The sequence below is a fragment of the Saccharopolyspora sp. NPDC049426 genome, from assembly GCF_040676935.1.
Classification (GTDB): Bacteria; Actinomycetota; Actinomycetes; order Mycobacteriales; family Pseudonocardiaceae; genus Saccharopolyspora.
In genome coordinates this window covers 332,960-355,825 of the sequence record NZ_JBFAPZ010000008.1, presented here as the reverse complement: position 1 = coordinate 355,825, position 22,866 = coordinate 332,960, and the positions used below count along the sequence as shown (strand labels likewise).

Annotated in this window: 22 protein-coding genes; 7 read left to right on the top strand and 15 right to left on the bottom strand. The window is 67.9% G+C overall.

Features of this window, described 5'->3' with window-relative positions; genetic code table 11:
• Together tkt and AB0J78_RS20090 are read left to right on the top strand one after the other, a co-directional pair.
• Nucleotides 1-1,818, top strand: a 1,818-nt coding sequence (gene tkt / locus AB0J78_RS20095; RefSeq protein WP_363791097.1) for a transketolase, incomplete at its 5' end; no start/stop codon positions are given.
• Between the two features lie 60 nt (nt 1,819-1,878).
• Nucleotides 1,879-2,349, top strand: coding sequence for a ribose-5-phosphate isomerase (locus tag AB0J78_RS20090; RefSeq protein ID WP_363791095.1), 471 nt, complete (start codon nt 1,879-1,881; stop codon nt 2,347-2,349).
• A gap of 86 nt (nt 2,350-2,435) precedes the next feature.
• Here the strand turns inward: AB0J78_RS20090 and AB0J78_RS20085 are convergent, their stop codons facing one another.
• The 7 genes from AB0J78_RS20085 to AB0J78_RS20055 all read right to left on the bottom strand — a co-directional run bounded on the left by AB0J78_RS20085 (nt 2,436) and on the right by AB0J78_RS20055 (nt 8,987).
• Nucleotides 2,436-3,086, bottom strand: a complete 651-nt coding sequence (locus AB0J78_RS20085; RefSeq protein ID WP_363791093.1) for a GPR1/FUN34/YaaH family transporter — start codon at nt 3,084-3,086, stop codon at nt 2,436-2,438.
• Between the two features lie 362 nt (nt 3,087-3,448).
• A complete protein-coding gene (locus AB0J78_RS20080) occupies nt 3,449-4,201 on the bottom strand; it encodes an ABC transporter permease (protein ID WP_363791091.1) in 753 nt (250 codons plus the stop codon).
• Between the two features lie 28 nt (nt 4,202-4,229).
• Entirely contained in the window at nt 4,230-5,039 is an 810-nt protein-coding gene (locus AB0J78_RS20075; protein ID WP_363791089.1) for an ATP-binding cassette domain-containing protein, read from the bottom strand.
• 126 nt (nt 5,040-5,165) lie between these two features.
• Nucleotides 5,166-5,336, bottom strand: a complete 171-nt coding sequence (locus AB0J78_RS20070; RefSeq protein ID WP_363791086.1) for a hypothetical protein — start codon at nt 5,334-5,336, stop codon at nt 5,166-5,168.
• Between the two features lie 406 nt (nt 5,337-5,742).
• On the bottom strand, nt 5,743-6,372 hold the full coding sequence (locus tag AB0J78_RS20065) for an MBL fold metallo-hydrolase (RefSeq protein WP_363791084.1): 630 nt from the start codon (nt 6,370-6,372) through the stop codon (nt 5,743-5,745).
• Entirely contained in the window at nt 6,372-7,457 is a 1,086-nt protein-coding gene (locus AB0J78_RS20060) for an S-(hydroxymethyl)mycothiol dehydrogenase (RefSeq protein WP_363791082.1), read from the bottom strand. Before AB0J78_RS20060 ends, AB0J78_RS20065 begins: the two co-directional genes overlap by 1 nt.
• Nucleotides 7,458-7,739: 282 nt before the next feature.
• Entirely contained in the window at nt 7,740-8,987 is a 1,248-nt protein-coding gene (locus AB0J78_RS20055; RefSeq protein ID WP_363791079.1) for a LytTR family transcriptional regulator DNA-binding domain-containing protein, read from the bottom strand.
• Between the two features lie 689 nt (nt 8,988-9,676).
• On the opposite strand from AB0J78_RS20055, the gene AB0J78_RS20050 reads away from it, so the two are divergent.
• Both AB0J78_RS20050 and AB0J78_RS20045 read left to right on the top strand, forming a co-directional pair.
• Nucleotides 9,677-10,744 (top strand): HAD-IIA family hydrolase, encoded by a 1,068-nt coding sequence (locus AB0J78_RS20050; RefSeq protein WP_363791077.1) that lies wholly within the window; start codon nt 9,677-9,679, stop codon nt 10,742-10,744.
• A gap of 168 nt (nt 10,745-10,912) precedes the next feature.
• Entirely contained in the window at nt 10,913-11,449 is a 537-nt protein-coding gene (locus tag AB0J78_RS20045) for a manganese efflux pump (protein WP_363791075.1), read from the top strand.
• 177 nt (nt 11,450-11,626) lie between these two features.
• Here the strand turns inward: AB0J78_RS20045 and AB0J78_RS20040 are convergent, their stop codons facing one another.
• From AB0J78_RS20040 to AB0J78_RS20010, 7 genes are all read right to left on the bottom strand, one after another.
• Nucleotides 11,627-12,001, bottom strand: a complete 375-nt coding sequence (locus AB0J78_RS20040) for a hypothetical protein (protein WP_363791073.1) — start codon at nt 11,999-12,001, stop codon at nt 11,627-11,629.
• Nucleotides 12,002-12,087: 86 nt separating this feature from the next.
• Nucleotides 12,088-12,732: an ATP/GTP-binding protein gene (locus tag AB0J78_RS20035; RefSeq protein ID WP_363791071.1), complete on the bottom strand. Its 645-nt coding sequence runs from the start codon at nt 12,730-12,732 to the stop codon at nt 12,088-12,090.
• A complete protein-coding gene (locus AB0J78_RS20030; RefSeq protein WP_363791069.1) occupies nt 12,713-13,087 on the bottom strand; it encodes a DUF742 domain-containing protein in 375 nt (124 codons plus the stop codon). The genes AB0J78_RS20035 and AB0J78_RS20030 overlap by 20 nt, the downstream gene beginning before the upstream one ends.
• Nucleotides 13,088-13,102: 15 nt before the next feature.
• Nucleotides 13,103-13,507, bottom strand: a complete 405-nt coding sequence (locus AB0J78_RS20025) for a roadblock/LC7 domain-containing protein (RefSeq protein ID WP_363791067.1) — start codon at nt 13,505-13,507, stop codon at nt 13,103-13,105.
• Between the two features lie 18 nt (nt 13,508-13,525).
• Nucleotides 13,526-15,895 carry a nitrate- and nitrite sensing domain-containing protein gene (locus AB0J78_RS20020; protein ID WP_363791065.1) on the bottom strand — a complete coding sequence of 790 codons (2,370 nt, stop codon included), beginning with the start codon at nt 15,893-15,895 and terminating at the stop codon, nt 13,526-13,528.
• 101 nt (nt 15,896-15,996) lie between these two features.
• Nucleotides 15,997-16,794, bottom strand: coding sequence for an MHYT domain-containing protein (locus AB0J78_RS20015; RefSeq protein WP_363791063.1), 798 nt, complete (start codon nt 16,792-16,794; stop codon nt 15,997-15,999).
• A gap of 552 nt (nt 16,795-17,346) precedes the next feature.
• Nucleotides 17,347-18,348, bottom strand: a complete 1,002-nt coding sequence (locus AB0J78_RS20010) for a hypothetical protein (protein WP_363791061.1) — start codon at nt 18,346-18,348, stop codon at nt 17,347-17,349.
• Between AB0J78_RS20010 and AB0J78_RS20005 the strand changes: the two genes are divergently transcribed.
• A complete protein-coding gene (locus AB0J78_RS20005) occupies nt 18,347-19,561 on the top strand; it encodes a cation:proton antiporter (RefSeq protein ID WP_363791059.1) in 1,215 nt (404 codons plus the stop codon). The genes AB0J78_RS20010 and AB0J78_RS20005 overlap by 2 nt on opposite strands.
• 188 nt (nt 19,562-19,749) lie before the next feature.
• Nucleotides 19,750-20,571, top strand: a complete 822-nt coding sequence (locus tag AB0J78_RS20000; protein ID WP_363791057.1) for a lipase family protein — start codon at nt 19,750-19,752, stop codon at nt 20,569-20,571.
• Between the two features lie 71 nt (nt 20,572-20,642).
• Here AB0J78_RS20000 and AB0J78_RS19995 read toward each other — a convergent pair whose 3' ends face one another.
• Nucleotides 20,643-21,596 carry an FAD-dependent oxidoreductase gene (locus tag AB0J78_RS19995; RefSeq protein WP_363791055.1) on the bottom strand — a complete coding sequence of 318 codons (954 nt, stop codon included), beginning with the start codon at nt 21,594-21,596 and terminating at the stop codon, nt 20,643-20,645.
• Between the two features lie 111 nt (nt 21,597-21,707).
• On the opposite strand from AB0J78_RS19995, the gene AB0J78_RS19990 reads away from it, so the two are divergent.
• Nucleotides 21,708-22,604 carry a LysR family transcriptional regulator gene (locus AB0J78_RS19990; protein ID WP_363791053.1) on the top strand — a complete coding sequence of 299 codons (897 nt, stop codon included), beginning with the start codon at nt 21,708-21,710 and terminating at the stop codon, nt 22,602-22,604.
• Nucleotides 22,605-22,866: the final 262 nt, after the last annotated feature.

Sequence of the window (22,866 nt, the reverse complement as noted above, 5' to 3'; positions counted from 1 at the left end):
CTGTTCCTCTCCGGCTACGGCCTGGAACTCGACGACCTCAAGCAACTGCGCACATGGGGATCCCTAACCCCCGGTCACCCCGAGCACGGCCACACCAAGGGTGTGGAGACCACCACCGGACCGCTGGGCCAGGGACTGGCCAACGCGGTGGGCATGGCGATGGCCGCACGCCGCGAACGCGGCCTGCTCGATCCCGAACCCGCACCCGGCGACAGCGTTTTCGACCACCACATCTACGTCATCGCCTCCGACGGCGACATCGAAGAAGGCGTGACCTCCGAAGCCTCCTCGCTGGCCGGCACCCAGCAACTGGGCAACCTCACCGTCCTCTACGACGCCAACGAGATCTCCATCGAAGACGACACCAAAATCGCGCTCTCAGAGGACACCGCCAAGCGCTACGAGTCCTACGGCTGGCAGGTCCTCACCGTCCACGGCGGCGAAGACGTCACCGGCATCCTCGACGCGCTGGCGGCCGCTCGCGCCGACACCGAGCGTCCCAGCCTCGTCGTGCTGCGCACCGTCATCGGCTACCCAGCACCCACGAAGATGAACACCGGCAAAGCCCACGGTGCCGCGCTGGGCGCCGACGAGCTCGCCGAAGTCAAAAAACTCCTGGGCTTCGACCCCAAGAGGACCTTCCAGGTCGACGACGCGGTGCTAAACCACACCCGCGCCATCACCGAACGCGGCAGGGAAGCCCGCGAGAAATGGCAGATCGCCTTCACCGCATGGGCCGCCGACAACCCCCAGCGCAAGGCACTGCTGGACCGAATGCAGACCCGCACGCTGCCCACCGGATGGGCCGACGAGCTGCCCAGCTGGGAACCCGATGAGAAGGGCATCGCGACGCGGAAAGCATCGGCGGAGGTGCTGGCGTCACTGGCCGACGTGCTGCCGGAACTCTGGGGCGGTTCGGCCGACCTGGCGGAAAGCAACAACACCACAATGAAGGGCGCCGACTCCTTCGGCCCGGAGAGCATCTCCACCGACGCGTGGTCGGCCCACCCCTACGGCCGCACACTGCACTTCGGCATCCGCGAACACGCCATGGGCTCCATCCTCAACGGCATCGCCCTGCACGGCGGAACCCGACCCTACGGCGGCACCTTCATGGTCTTCAGCGACTACATGCGCCCCGCCGTACGACTCGCGGCCCTCATGCACCAGCCGGTGATCTACGTGTGGACCCACGACTCGATCGGACTCGGCGAAGACGGTCCGACGCACCAGCCGGTGGAGCACCTGGCGAGCCTGCGCGCGATCCCCGATCTGGCGGTCGTGCGCCCGGCCGACGCCAACGAGACCGCCTCCGCGTGGAAAGCGATCCTGGAAAACACCGACGGACCCGCCGGCCTGGCACTGACCCGCCAAGGGGTGCCGACGCTGGAAGGCACGGACCCGCAGGGCGTCGCCCGCGGCGGCTACGTGCTCGCCGAGGCCTCCACCGGCACCCCCGAGGTGCTGCTGATCGCAACCGGATCCGAAGTACAGCTGGCAGTGGCGGCCAGGAAGTCCCTGGAGGCCGGAGGAATCCCGACGCGCGTGGTGTCGATGCCGTGCGTGGAGTGGTTCGACGCGCAGGACGTGACCTACCGCCGACACGTGCTGCCCCCGTCGGTGCGCGCCAGAGTCGCCGTCGAGGCCGGCATCGCCCAGCCATGGCACCGCTTCGTCGGCGACGCCGGCGAAATCGTCTCCCTGGAACACTTCGGCGCCTCAGCCGACTACCAGACGCTCTACACCGAATTCGGCATCACCACCGAGGCGGTCACCGAGGCCGCGCGACGCTCCGTGAGCACCGTGCGGTCGGGCTGACGCCCGAGCGCGGTGATCGCGCCGCGAACATCATCCCATTCACCGCGAAGGACAAGGCCCGTGCGCATCTACATAGGCTCCGATCATGCCGGACTCGAGCTCAAGACCTACCTCGCCAAGAAGCTCTCCGACGTCGGCCACGAGGTGACCGACGTCGGCCCCGCAGCCTACGACGCCGAGGATGACTACCCACCGTTCTGCATCGACGCGGCTCGTCGCGTCGTGGCCGACGAGGGCAGTCTCGGCATCGTCGTCGGCGGTTCCGGGAACGGGGAGCAGATCGCCGCGAACAAGGTCCCCGGCGCCCGCGCCGCGCTGATCTGGAACGTCCACATCGCCCGGCTTGCCCGCCAGCACAACAACGCGCTGCTGGCCGCCATCGGCTCCCGGATGCACACGCTCACCGAGGCCGAGCGCATCGTCCACGCCTTCCTCACCACGGAGTTCGAAGGCGGCCGCCACCAGCGCAGGATCGACCAGCTGTCGCACTACGAGTGCTCCGGGGAGCCACCCGCGCTGCCGACCAGCTGATCGTGGACGCGGTGGTGTTCGCACGACGGTCAGCAGCAGGAGGCGAAGCGCGGAGGCGGTGTGAAACCGCCTCCGCGCTTCCTCGTTCACCGGCCCAGCACCGGGTGGCCGAGCGGCAGTCCCCGTCCTCCTGTCGCCACCGACATGACGTGGAAGAACAAGTAGCAGCCCAGAGCCGCGAAGGTGAAGACCACGTACCCGCCGACGGCCTTCAACTCCGTCGAACCCTGCAGCGTCGCGACGAGGACGATGACGAGGGCAGCGGCGATCAACCCGAAGAGCAAGGTGTACGCGGCCGGAAGGCGCAGCGTCGCCAGGGTCAGCAACGCAACTGTGACGAACCACGAAGTCAGGAAAAGACCTTGGGTGGCGGTCGCGCTCTCAGACGGCACTCCGAACCAGTCGTGGGTCAGTCCGAGCACGAGGAATCCGTAGCTGAGCCAGAACCCGGAGAAGATTCCGAAGATGGACGCCACCGCGCTCTGGCCGATGCCGGCCGCCCACACCGCGGCGACGAGTTGTCCGATCCCGGTGGCGGCGAGGATGATCGCCACCGGTGCTCCGACCGCTGCGGCAGGCACGTAGCCGACGAGGGTCATTCCGAGGGCGATCGAGCCGACGATGAAGGTGGGAACGCCGATCAGTGCGGGGTCACCGGTCAGAGGCCCCGGTGTCGGCTCGGGATCCTGGTTCACGGGTGTTTCGCGGTCAGTTGTCGCTGCTTCCGATGCGGTCACGATCCGCTCCTTTGCGGTATTCGGGTGCGCGATTTCGCGGCGCGCCGCAGAGCCGGATTGACATCGCCGACTTCGCGTGGACGACGGCCGCTGACGGGAAGTTCTCGGGAATCCCCGAGATTCTCCAGATGGGAATGCTCCCGCTTGAAACATGCCACGTCCCAGTCGTTTCGGACAATGAGTTGGGAACGAGTGGAACCCGAATCAGCACGAAGGGATTCCTACCGGACCCGAACGGTGGTCGGTCGGCTTCGACATTCGCGCGGCGAAGAATTCCGTCCCTTTTCGCGGACTCATGGCATCTGCCCGCCCGATTTCTGTTGACGCGATTCGGGTTCGGGTCGAGCTACCACCAGGGCGGATCAGCGAACCAGCCTTCCCAGCAGCGCGGAGGAGACCCCGGCCATGGCCGCTGCGGCGGCCGCCAGCACCGCGAAGTCCAGAGCCAGGTTCGCGGGCGTGCCGATGAGCAGGCCGCGCAGAGCATCGACCTCGTAGCTCAGCGGGTTGACGGCGTTGACCACCCGCAACCAGTGCGGCATCAGATCGACCGGGTAGAGCGCGCTCGAACCGAAGAACAACGGCATGGTGATCGCCTGCCCGAGGCCCAGCAAGCGATCCCGGGACAGCACCAGGCCCGCGATGGTGAGCGACAAGCAGCAGAAGAACACCGATGCGAGCACCACCACCGCGCACATGGCCAGCAACCGCACCGGGTTCGCCGTGATCTCGACGCCCAGCAGGACGGCGAGCACGAGCACCGCCAGAGCCTGCACCAGGGCTCGCACACCGGCAGCGAACGCCTTGCCGCTCACGATCGCGATCCGCGGCGTCGGTGTGACCAGCAGTTTGGCGAGGATCCCGGCATCCCGCTCCCAGATGATCTGGATGCCGAAGAAGATCGCGATGAACAGCGCGGACTGGGCGACGATGCCCGGTGCGAGGTAGTCCAGGTACCGCACTCCCCCGGTCTGGAACGCGGGTGTCCGGCTGAAGGTCGTACCGAAGACCACCAGCCACAGCGCCGGTTGAACCGCCCTCGTCAGCAGCTCGGTGCGGTCGTGCCGCAGCTTCTGCAGCTCCACCAGGCACATCGTCGTGATCCGCGACCACATCAAGCGCACCGGTCCGCACCGCACGTGATCAACCGCCACGACGTGCGTCCCGTCGGGCAGCGCGGACCTGGCGCATCCCCTCCCCCGCATCACCGGCGAGCGTGCCACCGGTGACCGCGCGGAACGCGTCCTCCAACGTCGCCTCCGGGCCCACAGCGGCGCGGAGTTCCTGCGGTGCCCCTTCGCTCCGGATCCGGCCGCGGTGCATGAAGGCCACCCGGTCGCACCGCCTGTCGGCCTCCTCCATGTAGTGCGTGGTGATCAGGACCGTCATCCCCGTCGTGGCGCGCATTCGCTCGATGTGCTCCCACACGCCCGCTCGCGCGACGGGGTCGAGCCCCACCGTCGGCTCATCGAGCACGAGCAGGCGGGGCTCGCTGACCAGTGCCTGCGCCAGCTCGAGGCGTCGGATCAAGCCGCCGGAGTAGGTGCTCGCCGTTCGCCCCGCGACCTCCTCCAGCCCGACCGCTCGCAGCGCCGTCTCCACCGCGGACCGCCGCTGCGCTCGGGGCACGTCGAAGAGCCGCGCGAACAGCGCGACGTTCTCCCGGCCGGTCAGCGCCGAATCCGCTGAGAGCTGCTGCGGAACGTAACCGATCAACCTGCGGACAGCGAGCTTGTGCAGGTTCGCGTCCACTCCGAAGATCTCGACGGCTCCCGTCGGCACCCGCAGCAGCGTCGAGATCATTCGAATCGTGGTCGTCTTCCCGGCCCCGTTCGGACCCAGCAAGCCGAAGACAGTGCCTGGTTCGACTCTCAGGTCCACGCCGTCGACCGCTGCGGTGGGCCCGAAGCGGTAGCGCAGACCGTTGCAGCGCACAGCGGGTTCGCTCGTCATCATTCCTCCTGCCGACCGACCTGAGACCTCGGCAGAACGGACCGGGCGCGGGATCTTCGGATCACGAGCGGGTTTCCGGCCGACGCGGCTTTGTCGACGCCGGTTGGACGATCGACCGCAAGCGCATCACGCGGCGAAACCGCCGTGATCGGAAAGCGACCAGTAGCGAAGCGCTCGGGTCCCCTTCCGGGTGATCACCACCCGGTGACCTCGCGGCGCGAACAGATCGCGCGTCTCGATATCGATCAGATCCGCAACCCACAGATCGTGGAGCGCCTGACGCAGCTCATCGGTCATCGGACTGACCACACCAGGAACCCACGAGTACCCGACTTCGGAATCGCGGAATCCGTTGTGGAAGCAGATACTTCCCCGGCTCACGGAATCCAGGGCCGTCAGCCGGAGGGCTGTGGATGTTGCACGGGACATCACCCGGTCACCTGTTGTGCGGGCGCTAGGAATTTCCGACATCAGATCTCCCTCCTCGCGTTGACCGCGCCCGAGCAGTGGGTGGACGACCGAACACCGTCGTCCCGACGGATCGGAATTCAGCGCCATTGCAATTCGCGCGCGAAGAGGAGCGTATTCGGCTTTTCGGAATTCCCGCAACGCATGTTCCACCGGTGGCCCGGAATCAGCGCTGAGCGGTCCGCGAGGCCCCACGAGAGGCGCCGTCCCCTGTGGACCGCTCAGCGCCCATCGGTCAGTAGCCTCGGCTGATCCACTCATCGAGATGTGGTCGTTCAGCGCCGATGGTCGTGGTCGCTCCGTGTCCGGGGAGGACGGACCGGGAGTCGGGCAGGTGGAAGAGCTTGTCCCGGATGGAGCGGATGATGAGGTGGAAGTCCGAATAGGACCGACCGGTCGCACCCGGCCCTCCGGCGAAGAGGGTGTCCCCGGTGAAGACCACGTCCAGGGCCGGAACGTCGAAGCACACCGCCCCCGGCGCGTGCCCAGGGGTGTGCAGGACGTGCAGGACGATGCCGGCGACCTCGATCTCCTGGCCGTCCACCAGGTGGCCTGCCGGCTCTCGGCTCCCGTGGGACTGCCGCCACAGCACGAGATCGTCAGCGTGCAACAACACAGGCGCACCCGTGGCCTCCGCGAGAGCGGGGGCGACCCGGACGTGGTCGTCGTGGGCATGGGTGGCCAGGATCGCGACGAGGCGGCGTCCGGCGACCACCCTCCGGATCGCTGCTGCGTCATGGGGAGCATCGATGACGACGCACTCGTCGTCATCACCGAGCACCCACACGTTGTTGTCCACCTCGAAGGTCTGACCGTCGAGCGAGAAGGTGCCGGAGGTGGTCGTGCGATCGATGCGGGCGTCCATCAGAACACCACCACCGATCGCAGCACCTCGCCGCGTTCCATCTTCACGAACGCCTCCTCGACCTGGTCGAGCGCGATCTCCTCGGTGACGAACTTCTCCATCGGCAGCCGCCCCTGCAGGTACAGGTCCGCCAGCACGGGGAAGTCGCGGCTCGGCAGGCAATCGCCGTACCACGAGGACTTGATGGCGCCACCGCGCGCGAACACGTCGATCAACGGGAGCCGGAGCTCCAACTCCGGCGTCGGAACGCCGACCAAGACCGCGGTGCCGGCGAGGTCGCGCGCGTAGAACGCTTGCTGGAATGTCTCCGGGCGCCCCACCGCGTCGATCACGACGTCCGCACCGTGCCCCCCGGTCAACGACTTGATCCCGGAAACGGCGTCGACCTCCAAGGCGTTCACGGTGTGCGTCGCACCGAACTCCTCGGCCCACTTCAACTTCGTCGGGTCCGTGTCGACCGCGATGATCCGCGAAGCCCCGGCCAGTCGAGCGCCCATGATCGAACCGTCACCGACGCCACCGCAACCGATCACCGCCACCGAGTCCCCGCGGGAGACCTGCGCGGTGTTGATCGCAGCACCGACACCCGCCATGACGCCGCAACCCAGCAGGGAGACCACGGCCGGCCGAGCCGCCGGGTCCACCTTCGTGCACTGACCGGCGTGGACCAGCGTGCGTTCGCTGAAAGCACCGATGCCCAGCGCCGGAGACAGGACCGTACCGTCACCCATCACCATCGGCTGCTCGGCTTTGCCGGTGTCGAAGCAGTACCAGGGACGCCCTCGCGAGCAAGCGCGGCAGGTGCCGCACACGGCGCGCCAGTTCAGCACGACGAAGTCGTTCTCCCCCACCTCGGTCACGCCCGGCCCCGTGGCTTCGACGACGCCTGCGGCCTCGTGCCCGAGCAGGAACGGGAAGTCGTCGCCGATCCCGCCCTCGCGGTAGTGCAGATCTGTGTGGCACACCCCGCAGGCCTGCACCCGCACCAGAACCTCACCCGGCCCTGGCTCCGGAACCCCGATCGACACCACCTCGACCGGCTGCCCCCGACCGGATGCCACCACCGCACGCGACTTGATCACCAAGAGTCCCTTCGACGAACGCTTCTCACACGGCAGCGCTTCCCGCGCCGCACCGGAGTTCGGCCCGATGCGGGAGGTGGTCCGGGGCCACCCCTGCACCGTGGCCGGGCACGGGGCGGTCTCAGCGCCCGGCGAGCCGCGAACAGCTTGTCCGCCCACTCCTTCGCGGACAAGCTCTGCGGAACCAGTGGAGTTCAACTCGGCACGGGTGGTTTCCCGCGCGGTACGAACGGCATCCTCACGGCATCACGTGCGGCGCCTCCTGGGAACGACGGGACCGGGGTCTCACACTCCCAGAAGCCGTCGGAGTTCCGGGGCATGACGCCGCGAAACGGGAACGAGTTCGGGCGAACGAGGGTCCGTGATCAGGACGAGCTCGCCCTTGATGCCTCGCTCCACCTCGACCACCCGTCGGAGGTTGACCAGGAAGCGCCGGTGCACGCGGTAAAAACCGAAGCTCGCCAGCGCCGCCTCCACGTTGTCCACGCCACGGGTGGCGGCCTGGATCCTTCCGCGGTCCGTGCTCAACCACACGGTGCTCCGGTCGGCCTCGGCATACCGGATCTCCGCCGGGGAGAGCAGCACCAGCCGATCGTCGCGAACGCCGATGACGCGCGGGGGCATCGAGTGGACCGGCGGGCCCGGTTCGCCGCGGTACGGCTCACCCTCCTGCACCCCGAGCGCGCACAGAACGCCCACCACGTGATTCGATTCGACGACGGGCCGCATGGTCATCGGAATCGCAGCTTCCCCCGGACAGGCGGGCAGACTCGCGAAACCGCTCCACTGCGCGGATTCCAGCGCCCGGTCCATCGCCCATCGAGCGACGTCGAGAAGCCCGGGAATGTTCGGGTTCCAGCGGTCTGACGGTTCGAGCGCGCCTGAGGCGATGGGGTTGTCGTCCGCCAGCTTGAGCATCGACACGGCTGCGTCGTTGGCGGCGATCACGTTCCCGCCGCGGTCCATCGCCATGAGCGGACCGGTTCTCTGGGCGCGCTTGCGGTGGAACTCGGCCAGCACCTTCTCCGCTTCGGCGATGGCGTTCTGGTAGATGCCGTGTTCGACGCACGCGGCGGCCTTCGTCAGCCAGGACGAGACGTGCTGGGACAGCGGCGCGTTCAGACGCGAGATGTTGATCGACGCGACCGGCGCCCCGGTCACCACGTCCCGCACGGAAATGCCCGCGCACGACCACTGGTTGAAGCTCTCGCACCAGTGCTCCGGACCGATCACCGTCACCGGCCCGGGCACTTCGAGCGATGTCCCCATCCCGTTCGTACCGGTGCACTGCTCCGACCACGAGGACCGCGGAGCGAGGTTGTTCAGATCGGCTTGCCGCCGCGCGGAAGGATCGCCCCACACTCCGAGGACGCGCCCACAGCCATCCGTCACCGTGACCACGCCGCTGTCCCGTTCCACCTCCCGGCCGGCCAGCGCGCCGAGGCCGCCCAGCGCCGTGAAGAACACGCGGCTGTCGAGACGAGCGTCGTTCTCGCCCGTCGCACCCGGCGCGACATCCAGCGAGCGGTCCACTTCGTACCGATCTCGGCATCGGTACCACGAAGCCAGGATCTCAGGCCGGACGCCCTTCACGATGTCTTCGCCGGCGGCGAACCTCTCCCGCGCACGAGCGACACTTCTGGCTGTGGACGTGGGTCCCAGCGCGTTCCCCACGTGATCATGACCTCTGGACGCGCTCGATGCGATCGCCAGAGGCGGCAAACTAACGGTCACCCCGACCTCCTAGTCGCTCGGGCACACGGGCATCCCCGAACTGCCGCGAAGTGACGGAGGCCACAACATAGCTTCCGAGGTGCGGCACTTCAAGTGCATGCCTTCCGCCCCAGCGGGAGCAGCGGAACGGGGCAGCGGTGCCGCAATAGCGAACGCCGATGCGCTTCGAGCCTGAACGGTAGGTCCCACCGTGTGAACGGCATGAACGACCGGGTCGGCGGTTCACACTTCCAGCGGGGGTTCGGCAGGCGTAAAATTGATCGCCGGCAGGAATTAGGGCAATCAACGCCCCAATCGATTCGAATCGCCGGCACCCTTTCCGATCACTCCTGATTTCCACTCTCCGCGGGCAACGGCGGAACGATTTCGGCAGTTCGCCTGGTCCGGAATCGAATTGGAGATCATCGGCGAGCGCGTCTCACGAACCGACGGCGCACCGGCAGTCGGGCACTGCCTCGACTCAGCGCCCATGACCTGCAGGAGCACTCATGATCGGTCAGACCACCGCAACGTCCGTCCGGCACGAGCCCCTCATCACGCGCTACCGAGGACTGATCTGCGATCTCGACGGTGTGGTGTACCGCGGCGCCACGGCTGTTCCGGACGCGGTCGAGACCTTGAACCGGCTGACAGCCGACGGCGTACCGGTCGTGTTCGCGACCAACAACGCCTCCCGCCCCCCGGAGGACGTGGGCGATCACCTCCGCGGGCTCGGCGTCGTGAGCGAGGGCTGGTCGGTGGTCACCAGTTCCCAGGCGGCCGCGGCCCACCTCGCGCAGCACCTGGACCGAGGAACTCGCGTGTGCGCGGTGGGAGGGCCCGGCATCGCTCGCGCGCTCACCGAAGCCGGGTTGACCCCGGTGCGCGTGGCGGAGCTGGGCGAGGAGCCGGTCGAGGCGGTCGTCCAGGGGCTGGGATTCGACATCACCTGGCGCGAGCTGGCGGCGGTCGGATACCTCGTCCAAGCCGGAGCGACCTGGGTGGCCACGAACCTCGACCCCACCCTGCCCACCCCGCACGGGAACGCCCCCGGCAACGGCGTGCTGGTCGCGGCGGTGCAGGCGGCGGCCGGCACATCGCCGCACGTGGTCGGCAAACCGCGGGCAGCTCTGCTGGACCTGGCCCGCTCCCGGCTGGGCACTTGCCGGCCTGAGACGCTGGTGTGCGGGGACAGGTTGGACACCGACATCGAGGGCGCCAACGCGGCCGGGCTCGATTCACTGTTCGTCCTGAGCGGATCTTCGCGGCTCCGGGACCTGGTGTTCGCCGCTCGGTCCGAGCGGCCGACGTACGTCGCCGCCGATCTGGCAGGACTGCTCACGGCCGGGCTGCCCCTGGGCACCACCGCGTCCGGCGATCGCACCGGCATCACGCCCGACGCCGTCCTCCGCGCGGAGAGCGCTGCCGACAACGGGGAACTGCTGCGGTCCGTGGTCGCCACAGCGTGGGCCGCACTCGACAGCGGTCGTGCGGTCCCCGACGACAGCGGTCTGTGGAGCGAGGTCGAACACAAGCTCGGACTTGTCCCCCAGCTCGAACCGCGAAAAATAACCTGATCCTGCGACAACATCAATGGATCTCGCACGAACGGCGTCCTGACATTGACGACTGGTATTCAATCTGCAATTAACGGCAATCCTTGCCCGTAGAAGAATTCATATGTAATGTTCAATTCGCGTTTGCCGGATGACTGCACACAAGTCACTTAGCTGAACGGTGTTTCGATGCTTGAGACGCTTGCCCTCGGATTCTTCCTGAGCCTGGACAACTTCAGATCGTCGATTGCGATCGGGACGATCCCGTTCAAATTCCGTCGCGCCCTCCAGATAGCCGTCGTGTTCGGCATCTGGGACACCGTGGCACCGCTGATCGGCGGCGTGCTCGGCCACTACATCGGCTCGGCCATGGGCGAGGTCGCCGACTACGCGGGGCCCGCACTGCTGGGCGTGTACGGCTTGTACCTCCTGATCGGAGCGATTCGGAAGCCCGCGCCGGAAGAGATCGACCAGCCGTGGGTGACCCTGTTCGGCATGCCCCTCACGTTGAGCGTGGACAACCTGCTCGCCGGTACGGGTCTGGGGATTCTCGGATTCGCTCCGCTGGTCTCCGCCCTGGTGTTCGGAGCCATCACCGCCGTGATGTCATTGGCCGGGTTGTGCATCGGACGATTCGTCACGAACTTGATCCCCGTCCGCACCGACCTGCTGAGCGGAATCTCGCTCATCACAGCAGCAATCGTCCTGCCGATCGTGTCTTCATGACACCCGATCCTCAAATCCACATCGGACGATGGATGGATGTTTCTGCGGCGACTCGGTGATGACGAGCTGCGTTCCTGCCTGGCGCGACTCGTAATGCCTTCCTGTGAAGCGGAAGTCGCCCGTACCTGTCCTCCACTCTCTTCAACTTGGTTGCGTCAGACCTCGACGGCATTCACTTCAACAGCAGTGGCGAGCCCGTGTGGGTGCGGGAGCATCGGTGGCGTCCGCGATGCGTCCGCGCAGCATCGTTTCGATCATGCGCATGTACTGCTGCGTTCGGTGCGGGCCGAGGACGAACGGGTTGTCGGCCTGCGGATCGTCGAGCATCTGCTGCATGCGTTGCAGGCCGGCGTCGCAGAAGGAGTGGTTGGACAGTTCGACGTCCGCGCGGGCCATTCGCATGCGGAGCCGGAGCTTCTGCGCTGACGAGAGGTAGGCGCGCAGGCTGGCGAGGTCTTCAGGCGGGTTGGTGCCTCCCCACAGCACGGTGTGCCGTTGGCCCTCGGCGCTGAGCGGGATGAGCGGTGAGACGGCGTCCCGGAGATTCAGCATCGTCGGGTCGAGTGCGCATGACTCGGGCGAACTTTCACTACTGCCAGCGAACGCGGAAGCTGGTCAGCGCATGGCAGGAGGGAACCCTACCTCCGCGAGCGCGCCGGGCCGACGTAACGGGCGGGTTCGGCGGGGCGCTCGCGCTGTTCGGCGTAGAGGCGGCTGGCGTGCTCGACGAGGGTGATCAGCACTTCCTTCGCCGAGTTCTTGTCCCTGGCGTCGCAGAGGATGACGGGAATTCCCGGATCCAGGTCGAGCGCCGCGGACACGGTGCTGACGTCGTAGGTGCGGGATCCGTCGAAGTGGTTCACAGCGACGATGAACGGGATCTCCCGGCGCTCGAAGTAGTCGACGGCGGCGAAGCAGTCCCGCAGCCTGCGGGTGTCGGCGAGGACCACCGCGCCGAGCGCGCCCTGGGCGATGTCGTCCCAGAAGAACCAGAAGCGGTCCTGGCCGGGCGTGCCGAAGAGGTAGAGCGCGAAGCGGTCTCGCAGCGTGATCTTGCCGAAGTCCAGCGCGACCGTGGTGGTGGTCTTCTGCTCCACGCCGTCGGTCCGGTCGACCTCGACGCTCGCCTCGGTGAGCTTCTCCTCGGTGCGCAGCGGCTGGATCTCGCTGACGGTGCCGACCATGGTGGTCTTGCCGACGCCGAAACCGCCTGCGATGAGGATCTTCAGCGCCATCGGGCCGGTCGGCTCGTGGGTGCGGGTGTCAGAGCGCGCGGAGACCATCGATTACCTCTCTGAGGATGTGCTCGCTCGGCAGCTCGTGGGCCGGGGTCGGGCGTTCGACCTGGATGTGTCCGGCTTCGACGAGGTCGGCGAGCAGTACGCGGACGACGCTCAGCGGCAGGTCCGAGCGGGCCGAGATCTCCGCGACCGGTGTCGGGCGTTCCCGGCACAGGTCGAGGATCCCCGCCTGCTCGGGGGTGAGCGTCATGTCCTTTTCCGGTGTGGTGCGGGCGGCGACGAGCGCGATGACGTCCAGGTTGGTGTGCTGGGGCCTCGCGCGTCCGCGCGTCAGCGCGAACAGCCGCACCATCGGGCCGGCCTCGTCGTCGAACCAGCGCTGATCCGCTCTGTTCACGTCCGGGCCCCCGCGTCACACATCGCGCGCGCGTTCGGCGGTGAACATGTGCTCGCCGACCTGGTTGATCAGTCGCGCCATCTCGTAGGCGATGAAGCCGATGTCGGCGCCGGAGTCGGCGAACACCGTCAGGCACGTGCCGCCGCCGGCCGCCACCACGAACAGGTAACCGCCGTCCATCTCGATCATGGTCTGGCGCACCGAACCGGCGTCGAAGTGCCTGCTCGTGCCCTTCGCCAGGCTCTGCAGCGCGGAGGCCACCGCTGCCAGGTGCTCGGACTCCTCGTTGCTGATCGACGCCGATGAGGCCATGGCCAGGCCGTCGTTGGAGAGCAGCAGCGCGACCCGGACCATCGGCACCTTGGTGGCCAAGTCGTCCAGGAGCCAGCTCAGCTCCCTGGTTTGCTCAGTCGCATACATCTCGTGCATCCCCTCGTGTCAGTCGTCGACGCGGTCGCCGCGACCGCGGGCGAAACCCTCCTGGAGGGCCGACATCATCGAGCGCGCCGTCTCGGGCGACACCCCTCCGCCGAACGGCGCCGGACCTTCCTCCGCGCTGCCGCGGGAATCCACCGCCTTCAGGCCCGGCGCCAGGTTCTCCTGGCGCTTGCGGCGGGGAAGACCCGCGATCTCGTCCTCGTCGAGCCGGCCTTCGATCCTCGGCGGAACGTCCACCGCGTGGTCAGCGGGCGCTGTTTCGACCACGTCCGGTGGTGTCCATTCGGGCTTCGGGCGACGCTCCGGAAGCCTGGTCGCCACCGCCTTCATCGGGACGGGCTCCGGCTCCGGCTCCAGCTCCGGGAACGCCTCGACGGGTCGGATCGAGTCCACCGTGGACTCGGCGTCCCGCACCGGGTTGACCAGGATCGCCGATGGGATCAGCACCACCGCCGTCGTGCCGCCGTAGGGGGAGCGCCGCAGCGACACCTGGATGCCCTGGCGGTGTGCCAGTCGGCTCACCACGAACAGGCCGAGCTGGCCGCTGTCGAACAGCTCCAGCCGGTGGGCCTCCTGGACCCGCTGGTTCGCCTCGGCCATCCGGTCCGGTGCCATGCCCAGGCCGCGGTCCTCGATCTCCACCACGAATCCGGAGCCGACGGGTTCACCGTGCACCAGCACCGTGGCGTCCGGCGGAGAGAAGCCCGTGGCGTTCTCCACCAGCTCCGAGAAGAGGTGCGTCACGTCCGACACCGCCGAGCCCAGCACCGACAGCTCCTGCGGCAGCCGGCGCATCTCCACCCGCGTGTAGTCCTCCACCTCGGAGACCGCGGACCGGATCACGTCCATCAGCGGCACCGGGGTGCGCCACGCGCGGCCCGGGGTCGCGCCGGACATGATGATCAGGCTCTCGGCGTGGCGGCGCATGCGGGTGGCCAGGTGGTCGATGCGGAAGAGGTCTTCGAGGTCGCTCTCGCTCTCGGTGCGACGCTCCATCGCGTCCAGCAGCCCCAGCTGCCGGTGCACCAGCGCCTGGTTCCGCCGCGCTAGGTTGACGAAGACGCCGGAGACACCGGTGAGCAGCTCGGCGCGTTCGGCGGCCGCCTGCATGGCCGAGTGCTGCACGGCGTTGATCGCCTCGCCCACCTGGCCGACCTCGCCATCACCAGGGGTGATCACCGGGACGGCGGTGGAGACGTCGATCTTCTCCCCCGCGCGCAGCCGCCGCATCGCCTCCGGCAGCTGCTCGTCGGCCAGCTCCATCGCCGAGTTCCGGAGACCGACCAGCTCGATCACCATGCCGCGTCCGATGCGCACCGAGATCGCCAGCGCCAGCAGCACGGCGACGAGACCGGCGACGACCGTCCAGATCGCATTGGTGCGCACCGACGCGCTCGCCGCCTCCGCCGCGGCCGCGCGCGCCAGCTGCGCCCGGTCCCCTCCGGCGTCCATCGCCTGGGTCACCTGGTCGACCGCGTCGCCCCACTGGTTCGGCGGAATGGTGCCGAGGGCGGCCGGATCGGCGCTGAGCAGCCGGGCCTGCATCTCCGACAGCGCGCGGTAGCCGTCGCTGCGGGTGAGCTGCTGGTATGCGTCCTGGTCCGCGCTCGACAACTCCGGCAGCAGGTCATCGGTCAGGACCCGCTGGCCTCCCAGCGCTTCGGCGAAGGCCGCGTGCTGCTCGGGACTGATCCGCGCGGCCGCGAACGCCGAGGTCGCCGCGGCGTCCTGCCGCTCGACCATCTCCTCGACCCGGCCGATGCCCAGGACCAGTCGCGCACCCTCGGCGGCCTCACCTCGTTGGACGCCGGTGATCCGCTCCTCGATGGAGAAGACGTCGTCGATCGCGCGCGTGTAGGCGCGGTAGGTGGAGTTCCAGTCGGTGTTCCCCGCCAGCACCGCCTGGTGCTGGGGCCGCAGCCGCTCCAGGTCGTCGTTGAGCACGTCGACGCGTCCTCGCAACTCCGGCGCGAGGTTCGCGATGTTCGCACTGGCCTGCTGGACCGCGGTCTGCAACGCCGCTGCGGCCGAGGAGGTCTGCTCGTGCAGCGACGCGAGTTCGGCGGTGGAACCGGGTGCGGCGAGGTGCCTGCCCACGGCTTCGCGCTCGGCCTGCAGGCGTTCCACCACGTCGTGCATCGGCGCGGACAAGCTGCGGTCGAGCTGCTCGGCCTGGTGCAGCGACCACGCGTCCTGCACGGCGGTCACCGTGGTCAGCGACCACAGCGCCATCAGCGACACGACGGGCACCGCGAGCAGTGCGACGGTTTTGGCCCGCACCGTCTTCGGGCGCAGCAGTTTCGGAAGGGCGGGAGCGCGAAGTCTCGCCCGGGAATGGTCCGGCTTCGAGTGTGCCGGTTTTGCAGACATGCTCAGGCCTCCATCCCGAAATGGAGAATCCGGGAATGAGATGTGCGGGTCCGCCCGCTACCAGCGGAATGGGGCGCGGCGGAAGACTTGGCGAACGGGTGTTATCCGGAGAGGGGCTGGTGTTCCTCAGCCGCTTCCTCGGGTCTGGCGGGGTTCTTCCGGCGCGAATTCGATCCGGGCACGTTCGGTGAGATCGCGACGAACGCCGAGGACAGGAACAGGTACGTCCCCAGCAGCACGGTCAGCGGGAAGATGAACGACATCGGCGTCGCACCGGGCAGTTCCGAATGGATCGCGTGCGCGCCCGAGTGGAGTTCGACGTGCACCGCGGCCATTCCGGTGTAGTGCATGAGGCTCACCGCGATGCCCATCACCAACGACGCGCCGAACGCGGCGAGGGAACCCCGCACGGTCAGCGTCGCCCAGAGCGCGGCGGTGGCCGCGACGACCGCGATGAGCACGGAAAGCGCGACGGTCAGCGGGTCGTAGTGGATCGAGCCGGACATCCGCATCGCCGACATCCCGACGTAGTGCATGACGGCGACGCCGATCCCCGTGATCACGCCGCCACCGAGCACCGCAGGCGTCTTGCTGCGGCTGTAGCTGACCACGAAAACCCCGATGCCGACCACGATGACGGCCACGACCAGGCTCAACACGGTCAACGGCACGTCGTAGCGGATGTCGGTCCCGGTGACGCTGAAGCCCAGCATCGCGATGAAGTGCATCGTCCAGATCCCGGTGCCGATCGCGAACGCGCCGTTGATCAGCCAGCTGCGCCGCGCACGTCCCGTCGTCCCCAGGGCCCGGACCATGCAGCGCAGCCCGAGCCCGGCGCCAACGCACGCCATCACGTACGACAGCACCGGCGTCAACCAGCCGAAACCGAACTCGGTCATCGAGCCTATTTGACCCATGATTCCCTAATGTGTGTAGGCAGCACTCGTCAAAAAAGAAGCGACCCACAAAGCCCCGACTGGCCGTTCACAACGGCAGCGACCATACACACGTGATCGAAACGTGACAACCATACTCAAAAGTAGGTTGGATGGCGTGATTGAATGCGAACACGCAGTGATATCCCCAGCTACAGCGCCTTTTTCGGCAAATTGGTAACACCCGGCGAACTCTCGGCGATGAAGTTCGCAGGGCTCCCTGTGCGCGCGGAGAATTGCAGAAAGTGGCGCGACGTTACCTCACCGTGATCGGCGATCGAATCCGCAAGATCAATTCATGGGCGACGCCGTCGACGCCGCATCGATCTTCTTCGAGATAGGGCGCCCGTCGGCGACCATCGGGCTGCTGCCGATGGCGACTTTCCGTGCGATCCGCCCGTCCAGGCGAAGTGCCCTGAGCGCGAAACGAGCAACACTGCCCTGGTCGACGGAATCTCCGAGGAACGAGGCTGGTCGGCGAACGTGAGGCTCAAGAGGCTTCTGCTGGTGTTCTCGTCAACCCAGCCGCGACTTGGCGAATTCGAGCACGGGGATGAGCAGGTACGGGATGAACAGGACCGAGGCTGATAGCGGTCCTGGTGTCAGGTTCTGGACCGCCCAGATGAAGATTCCCCCGGATGCCAACGTGGCGGACATCCAGGACGGCGAACTCTCGTACGACGTCATGACTCGATCGATCTTCTCGTACCGCCACTGCGAGCGAGGCGAGTTTCGCGCCCGTCGGCGGCGCTGCGCCGTCGGCGCCAGGCGTGCTAGGTACCGGTGATGCTCCGGAGTTCCCCTTCTGCAAGTCATCATGTGCCGGGCGAACACCCGGTGCTCCCTGCGGACTTCCTCGCTCAACCCGCTCCCGTGGAAGCCGAACGCGTTCCGAGTGGATCTGAGCAACCGCATGAAGAAGATCATCACAACCCAGAACACGAGGCAGTGCACCAGGGAGGAGAAGGCGACCCAGAAGATCCGCCATCCTCCCGGCAGCTCTTTCCAGAAGTCGTTCCACCCCAGCACGGTCATGATGGGGAAGAAGACGACGCTGATCCAGTCACCGACGCTCAACGATCGCCACGAGAAGGCAGCAGCACCGAGCGGCGCCCGCAGGAGAACACCGAATGCGAGGGCAACGCCGCCGAATCCTCCGACAATTCGCGCAACGACCGGATGCACCAGACCGAAGTTCACGCACAGCCCCACCAGTGCAGCCGTCCCGAGGAGCAAGGCGACGATCCGGAGAGCGAATCGGAGGAAATCAACAGCACTCGCCCGCCGCTGCACACCGATCTCGCAGGCGCAGTATCCCCACATGAGATCAAGTATGCCCGCCAGATCGTCGAGCCAGAGCTCCTTTGTCCAAGACTGAAGCGCCTCCGGCACAGCGATGTTCGAGGCTTCTGAGCGGTTCCGGCGCTGGATCACGCGCTGCTCTCGCCGCCAGTCGGTGCGCGTCCCGGTTCTGCGGGAGGGCGGTTGGTGCTCTTCCCCGTTAGCGTTGCTGCTCATGGGTGAGGAGCACGCACTGGTCACGGACCTGCTGTCGGTGTGGTGGATCGCTTTGGCCGCGGCGTTGGGGCCCGTGTTCGCGCTGGTCACTCGACGGGTCGTTCCGGACGTGGTGTGGTTGCTGGTGTTCGGCGCGTTGATCGGGCCGCACGCGCTGGGTCTGGCGTCCGAGACCGATGCGGTGGGGTTCCTGCGTGAGCTCGGGTTGGGCCTGTTGTTCCTGCTCGCGGGCTTCGAGGTGCGCGTGGCGGACATGCACGGTGCGCAGGGCAGGCACGCGGCGCTGACGTGGGTGGGGTGCGTCGTTCTCGGTGTCGGCGCCGGGCTGCTGTTGACGCACGGCCAGCTGCAGGTCGCGATCGTCGTCGCGATCGCCTCGACGTCGACGGCGCTGGGAACCTTGCTGCCGATCTTGAAGGACTCCAACGGGATGGGCACGCCGTTGGGGCGCGCGATCATGACCCACGGCGCCTACGGTGAGCTGCTGCCCATCGTGGCGATGTCGGTGCTGCTGTCGACCCGCGGCACGTGGCAGGCCGCCGCGGTGCTGCTGGCCTTCGCCGCGGCGGCCGTGATCGTCGTCGTGCTTCCCGCCCGGATCCTGCGCAGGCTGCCGCTGCTCGGACGGGCGGTCATGGGAGCGTCCAACACGACGATGCAGACGACGCTGCGGATCACCGTTCTCGTGCTGGTGACCTTGATGCTGCTGACTGCGGTGCTCGAACTCGACGTCGCGTTGGGGGCCTTCTCCGCCGGTCTGCTGTCGAACGCCGTGTTGCAGGCGGTCGCCCAGGGTCATGCCGAGGAGATCACGCACAAGATCGAGATCGTCGGGTTCAGCCTGCTCATCCCGGTGTTCTTCGTGACCAGCGGCATGGCCATCGACATCGCGGCGGTCGCCTCGCAATGGCCGCTGCTGCTCGGGTTCATCGCGATGATCCTCCTGGTGCGCGGCCTGCCCGTGTTCCTGCGCGAGGCGTGGACCACGACCCGTTCCGGCATCACCGACACCCGCGAGCAGGTCGCGCTCGGGCTGTACGCGGCCACCGGGCTCCCCATCATCGTCGCGGTCACGCAGATCGCGGCGTCCTCCCAGCTCATCACCGCCGCCACGGCCTCGGTCATGGTCTCCGCAGGCGCGGTCACCGTGCTCCTGTTCCCGCTCGTCGCCGGCCGCTTGTCCCAGCACGGCAGAGCGGGCGTGGTGCGCTGATCCCGAAGTCGCCGCAGCCCCCCATACGCCGCCCGTGCCGCGCGAGCGGGTCGCTGAAGCGTGCCAGTCTGACCATTCTTTACGGTGATCACCCGGGACTCCGGGAGCAGTCGTTGCCATCGTTGCGGTGGTACCGCAGCGCACTGCGGCGTTCACACGAGTCCCTAGCTGCAGAGGTGACGAACAAGATGACAACGGTGTCCGAACTGGACCAGACGGTGACCGATTACCAGCTCTCCCACGTGTACTGGCTCGTCAAGGCGGCCAAGCTCGCCTACTCGGACGAAGCTGAGGTTCGCGAGACGACCCGCCGGTGGGGGCTGGACCGGTGCGAGTTCTTCCACACCAAACTCGACGCGTCGTTCCCGATCGAGGACACGCAGGCGTTCGTAGCGGGCAGCGACAAGATGATCATCGTGGCGTTCCGGGGAACCGAACCGACGAACATCAAGGACTGGCTCTCCGACGTCAACGCGTTGGGCACGCCGGGCCCCGCGGGCAAGGGGTTCGTGCACGACGGATTCAGCCGGGCACTGGATTCGATCTACCCGCAGGTGAAGCAAGCCGTGCAGGAGCTGCGGGACAACGACCAGACGTTGTGGATCACCGGGCACAGCCTCGGAGGCGCGCTGGCCATGCTGGCGTCGGCACGGATGCACTTCGAGGACCCGAACCTGCTGCCCAACGGTGTGTACACCTTCGGGCAGCCGCGCACCTGCGACAGGTCGCTGGCCGCGCCGTACAACGAGGCGTTCGCTTCGCGAGTCTTCCGCTTCGTCAACAACAACGACGTCGTCGCGCAGGTTCCACCGGAACCGGCGTTCCACCACGTCGACGACGTGCGGTACTTCGACAGCGACGGCGTCCTGCGCGAGAAGCTCAGCTTCACCGGCGGACTGACCGACGGCATCAAGGGCCTCACCAGCGACCCCCTCGCTCCTGGCACCGACGGCGTGCGGGACCACTTCATCGACCACTACGTCGAACTGGTGGAGAAGAACCTCTCCTGATCACCCGCGCAGCGCGCCCCCGGAGGTGGCTCTCCGGGGGCGCGCGGACGCGGTGGCGTCGCCGTCCGACGTCACGCGTGGGCGATGAGGTCGGCGGTTGCGCGAGCGCTCCCCCAGGACAGGGTGATTCCCGCGCCGCCGTGGCCGTAGTTGTGCACGACCGCTCGACCGGGGATCAGGGATCGGTCGAGTTCGACGCGTGGGCCGTCTTCGCGGGCGGGGCGCAGACCGGCGTGGTGTTCCAGGACGCGGGCCTGGTGCAGTTCGGGGACGAGTTCGGTCGCGCGCGCCCAGAGCGCCCGTGCCGTGTCGGGGTCGGGAGCGGTGTCGGTCTTGCCGGGCTCGAAGGTGCCTCCGATGATCACGTCGTCGTGGCGGGGGTGGACGTAGGTGTGCCCGCCGGGGTTGTGCTCGTCGCGCACCGACACCGCGAGTCCGGGATTCGACGCCCGGATGACCTGCCCGCGCACGGGCTGCACGGTCGTGTCACCGCACAGCGCGCCGGCGGCCAAGCCGGTCGCGTTGACCACGAACCTCGCGTGATCGGTGATCTCCGCCAGCGATGCCAGGTTCCTGCTGCGCACTTCGACGCCGAGTTCCCGCGCCTGCGCGTGGAGCCAGGGCAGGTACAGCGGAACCTCCACCAGCGGCACGGAGAACCGCCAGGTTCCGGTGAACGGGTCGTCCGCGTCCTCGGTCTCGAACCCGGGAACCGCCGTGGACCACCACGGGTCCGCGGGCAGCGGGCGCCGGTGCAGCATGCGCGTGCCGATCATGCGCACCCCGGGCACTCCCCGCGCCGCCTGATCGGCGAAGACGTCGAAGCTCTCCTGCGCGAAGGTCAGCGCGCGTTCGCTGCCGCCGATGCCGACCGGGTACCAGACCGCGGCCGCGAGCCAGGACGTCGTCCTCGCGGGTTCGTCGGCGGTCACCACGCACACCCGGGCACCGCGTCGGCGCAACTCGACGGCGCAGGTCATCCCGACGATGCCACCACCGACCACCACGACGTCGAACTCCTCCACCTTGCCCCGCTCTCCCACGACGACACGAACCAGCCCAGTGCACGTCGTCCACCAGGCCGTTGTCCAAGATCCGATTGGTATGCGCCCATAAGGAGCGCTTATAGTGGCTGGATGGAGGTTCGCCGGCTGCGCTACCTGGTCCACCTGGCTGAGCACCGCAGCTTCACCCGCGCGGCGGCTTCGCTGCACATCGCCCAGCCCGCGCTCAGCCAGCAGATCCGGTTGCTCGAACGCGAGCTCGGCGCGGCACTCGTCGACCGCCGGTCCACCGGGATCGCGCTGACCCCGGTCGGTGAGATCGCCGTCGCCGAAGCCCGGCAGGTGATGGACCGGCTCGACCGCGCCGAGCGGGCCATCCGCGATGCCGTCACCGGCCAGGTCGGCCGGTTGCGCATCGCCTACACGCGCTCGGCTCCGGGCGGTGTGACGGCCGAACTCGTCGACCGCTTCCGCGAGCAGCACCCGGGCATCGAACTCGCGCTCACCACCGGGTGGACCGCCCGCAACATCGCCGATCTGCGGAACGGTTCGCTCGACGCCGCGTTCGTTCGCCCACCGCTGGACATACCCGACCTGCGCTGCGACATGCTGACCACGGAGGAACTCCTGCTCGCCGTACCCGCGGGGCACGAGTTGGCGTCGGTGCGCACGGTCCGACGCGACCAGGTCGAGGACGAGCCCGTCGTCCTGTGGCCGCGCGAGAACGCCCCGGGCATGTACGACCGGATCGCCAACCAGATCTGGCCGGGTTCGACCCCGCGAGTCGTGCGCGAGGAACCCGACGACGAACAACTCCTCCGCGCCGTCGCCGACAACGCCGGCATCGCACCGGTACCCGCGCCCCGCGCACGCTCCCTGCGCACCCGCGGCGTGCGCCTCAAACACCTCGCGGCACCACGCCCCACGGTCGACCTCGCCCTGGCCTACCACCCCGAGACCAGCCCCGCGCTCAACCACTTCCTCGATCTGTGCGGGCAGCTACCGGGTCTCGGTGGCGCTTCGCGGTGATCAGCAGGTGATTTCAGCCGTCCTCGAATCCCTGGAATCTCTGCGCGGAGTCGTCGCCAACTGCTCATCCGAGCCCGGAGGCTAGCGCCCGAGGAACTCGCCTTGATCATGGGCAGCCCCGGCGCCCGAGTGATCTTGCTTGAGTCGAGGTCGCTCCCACAGCTGACGGTGTGGTCATCCGCCACAGCAAGCATCCCGAGCGAAAGCCGTTGTGCCACCGCCACCTGCGGCCACCATCAGCCTGCGACGATCACTCCCCACC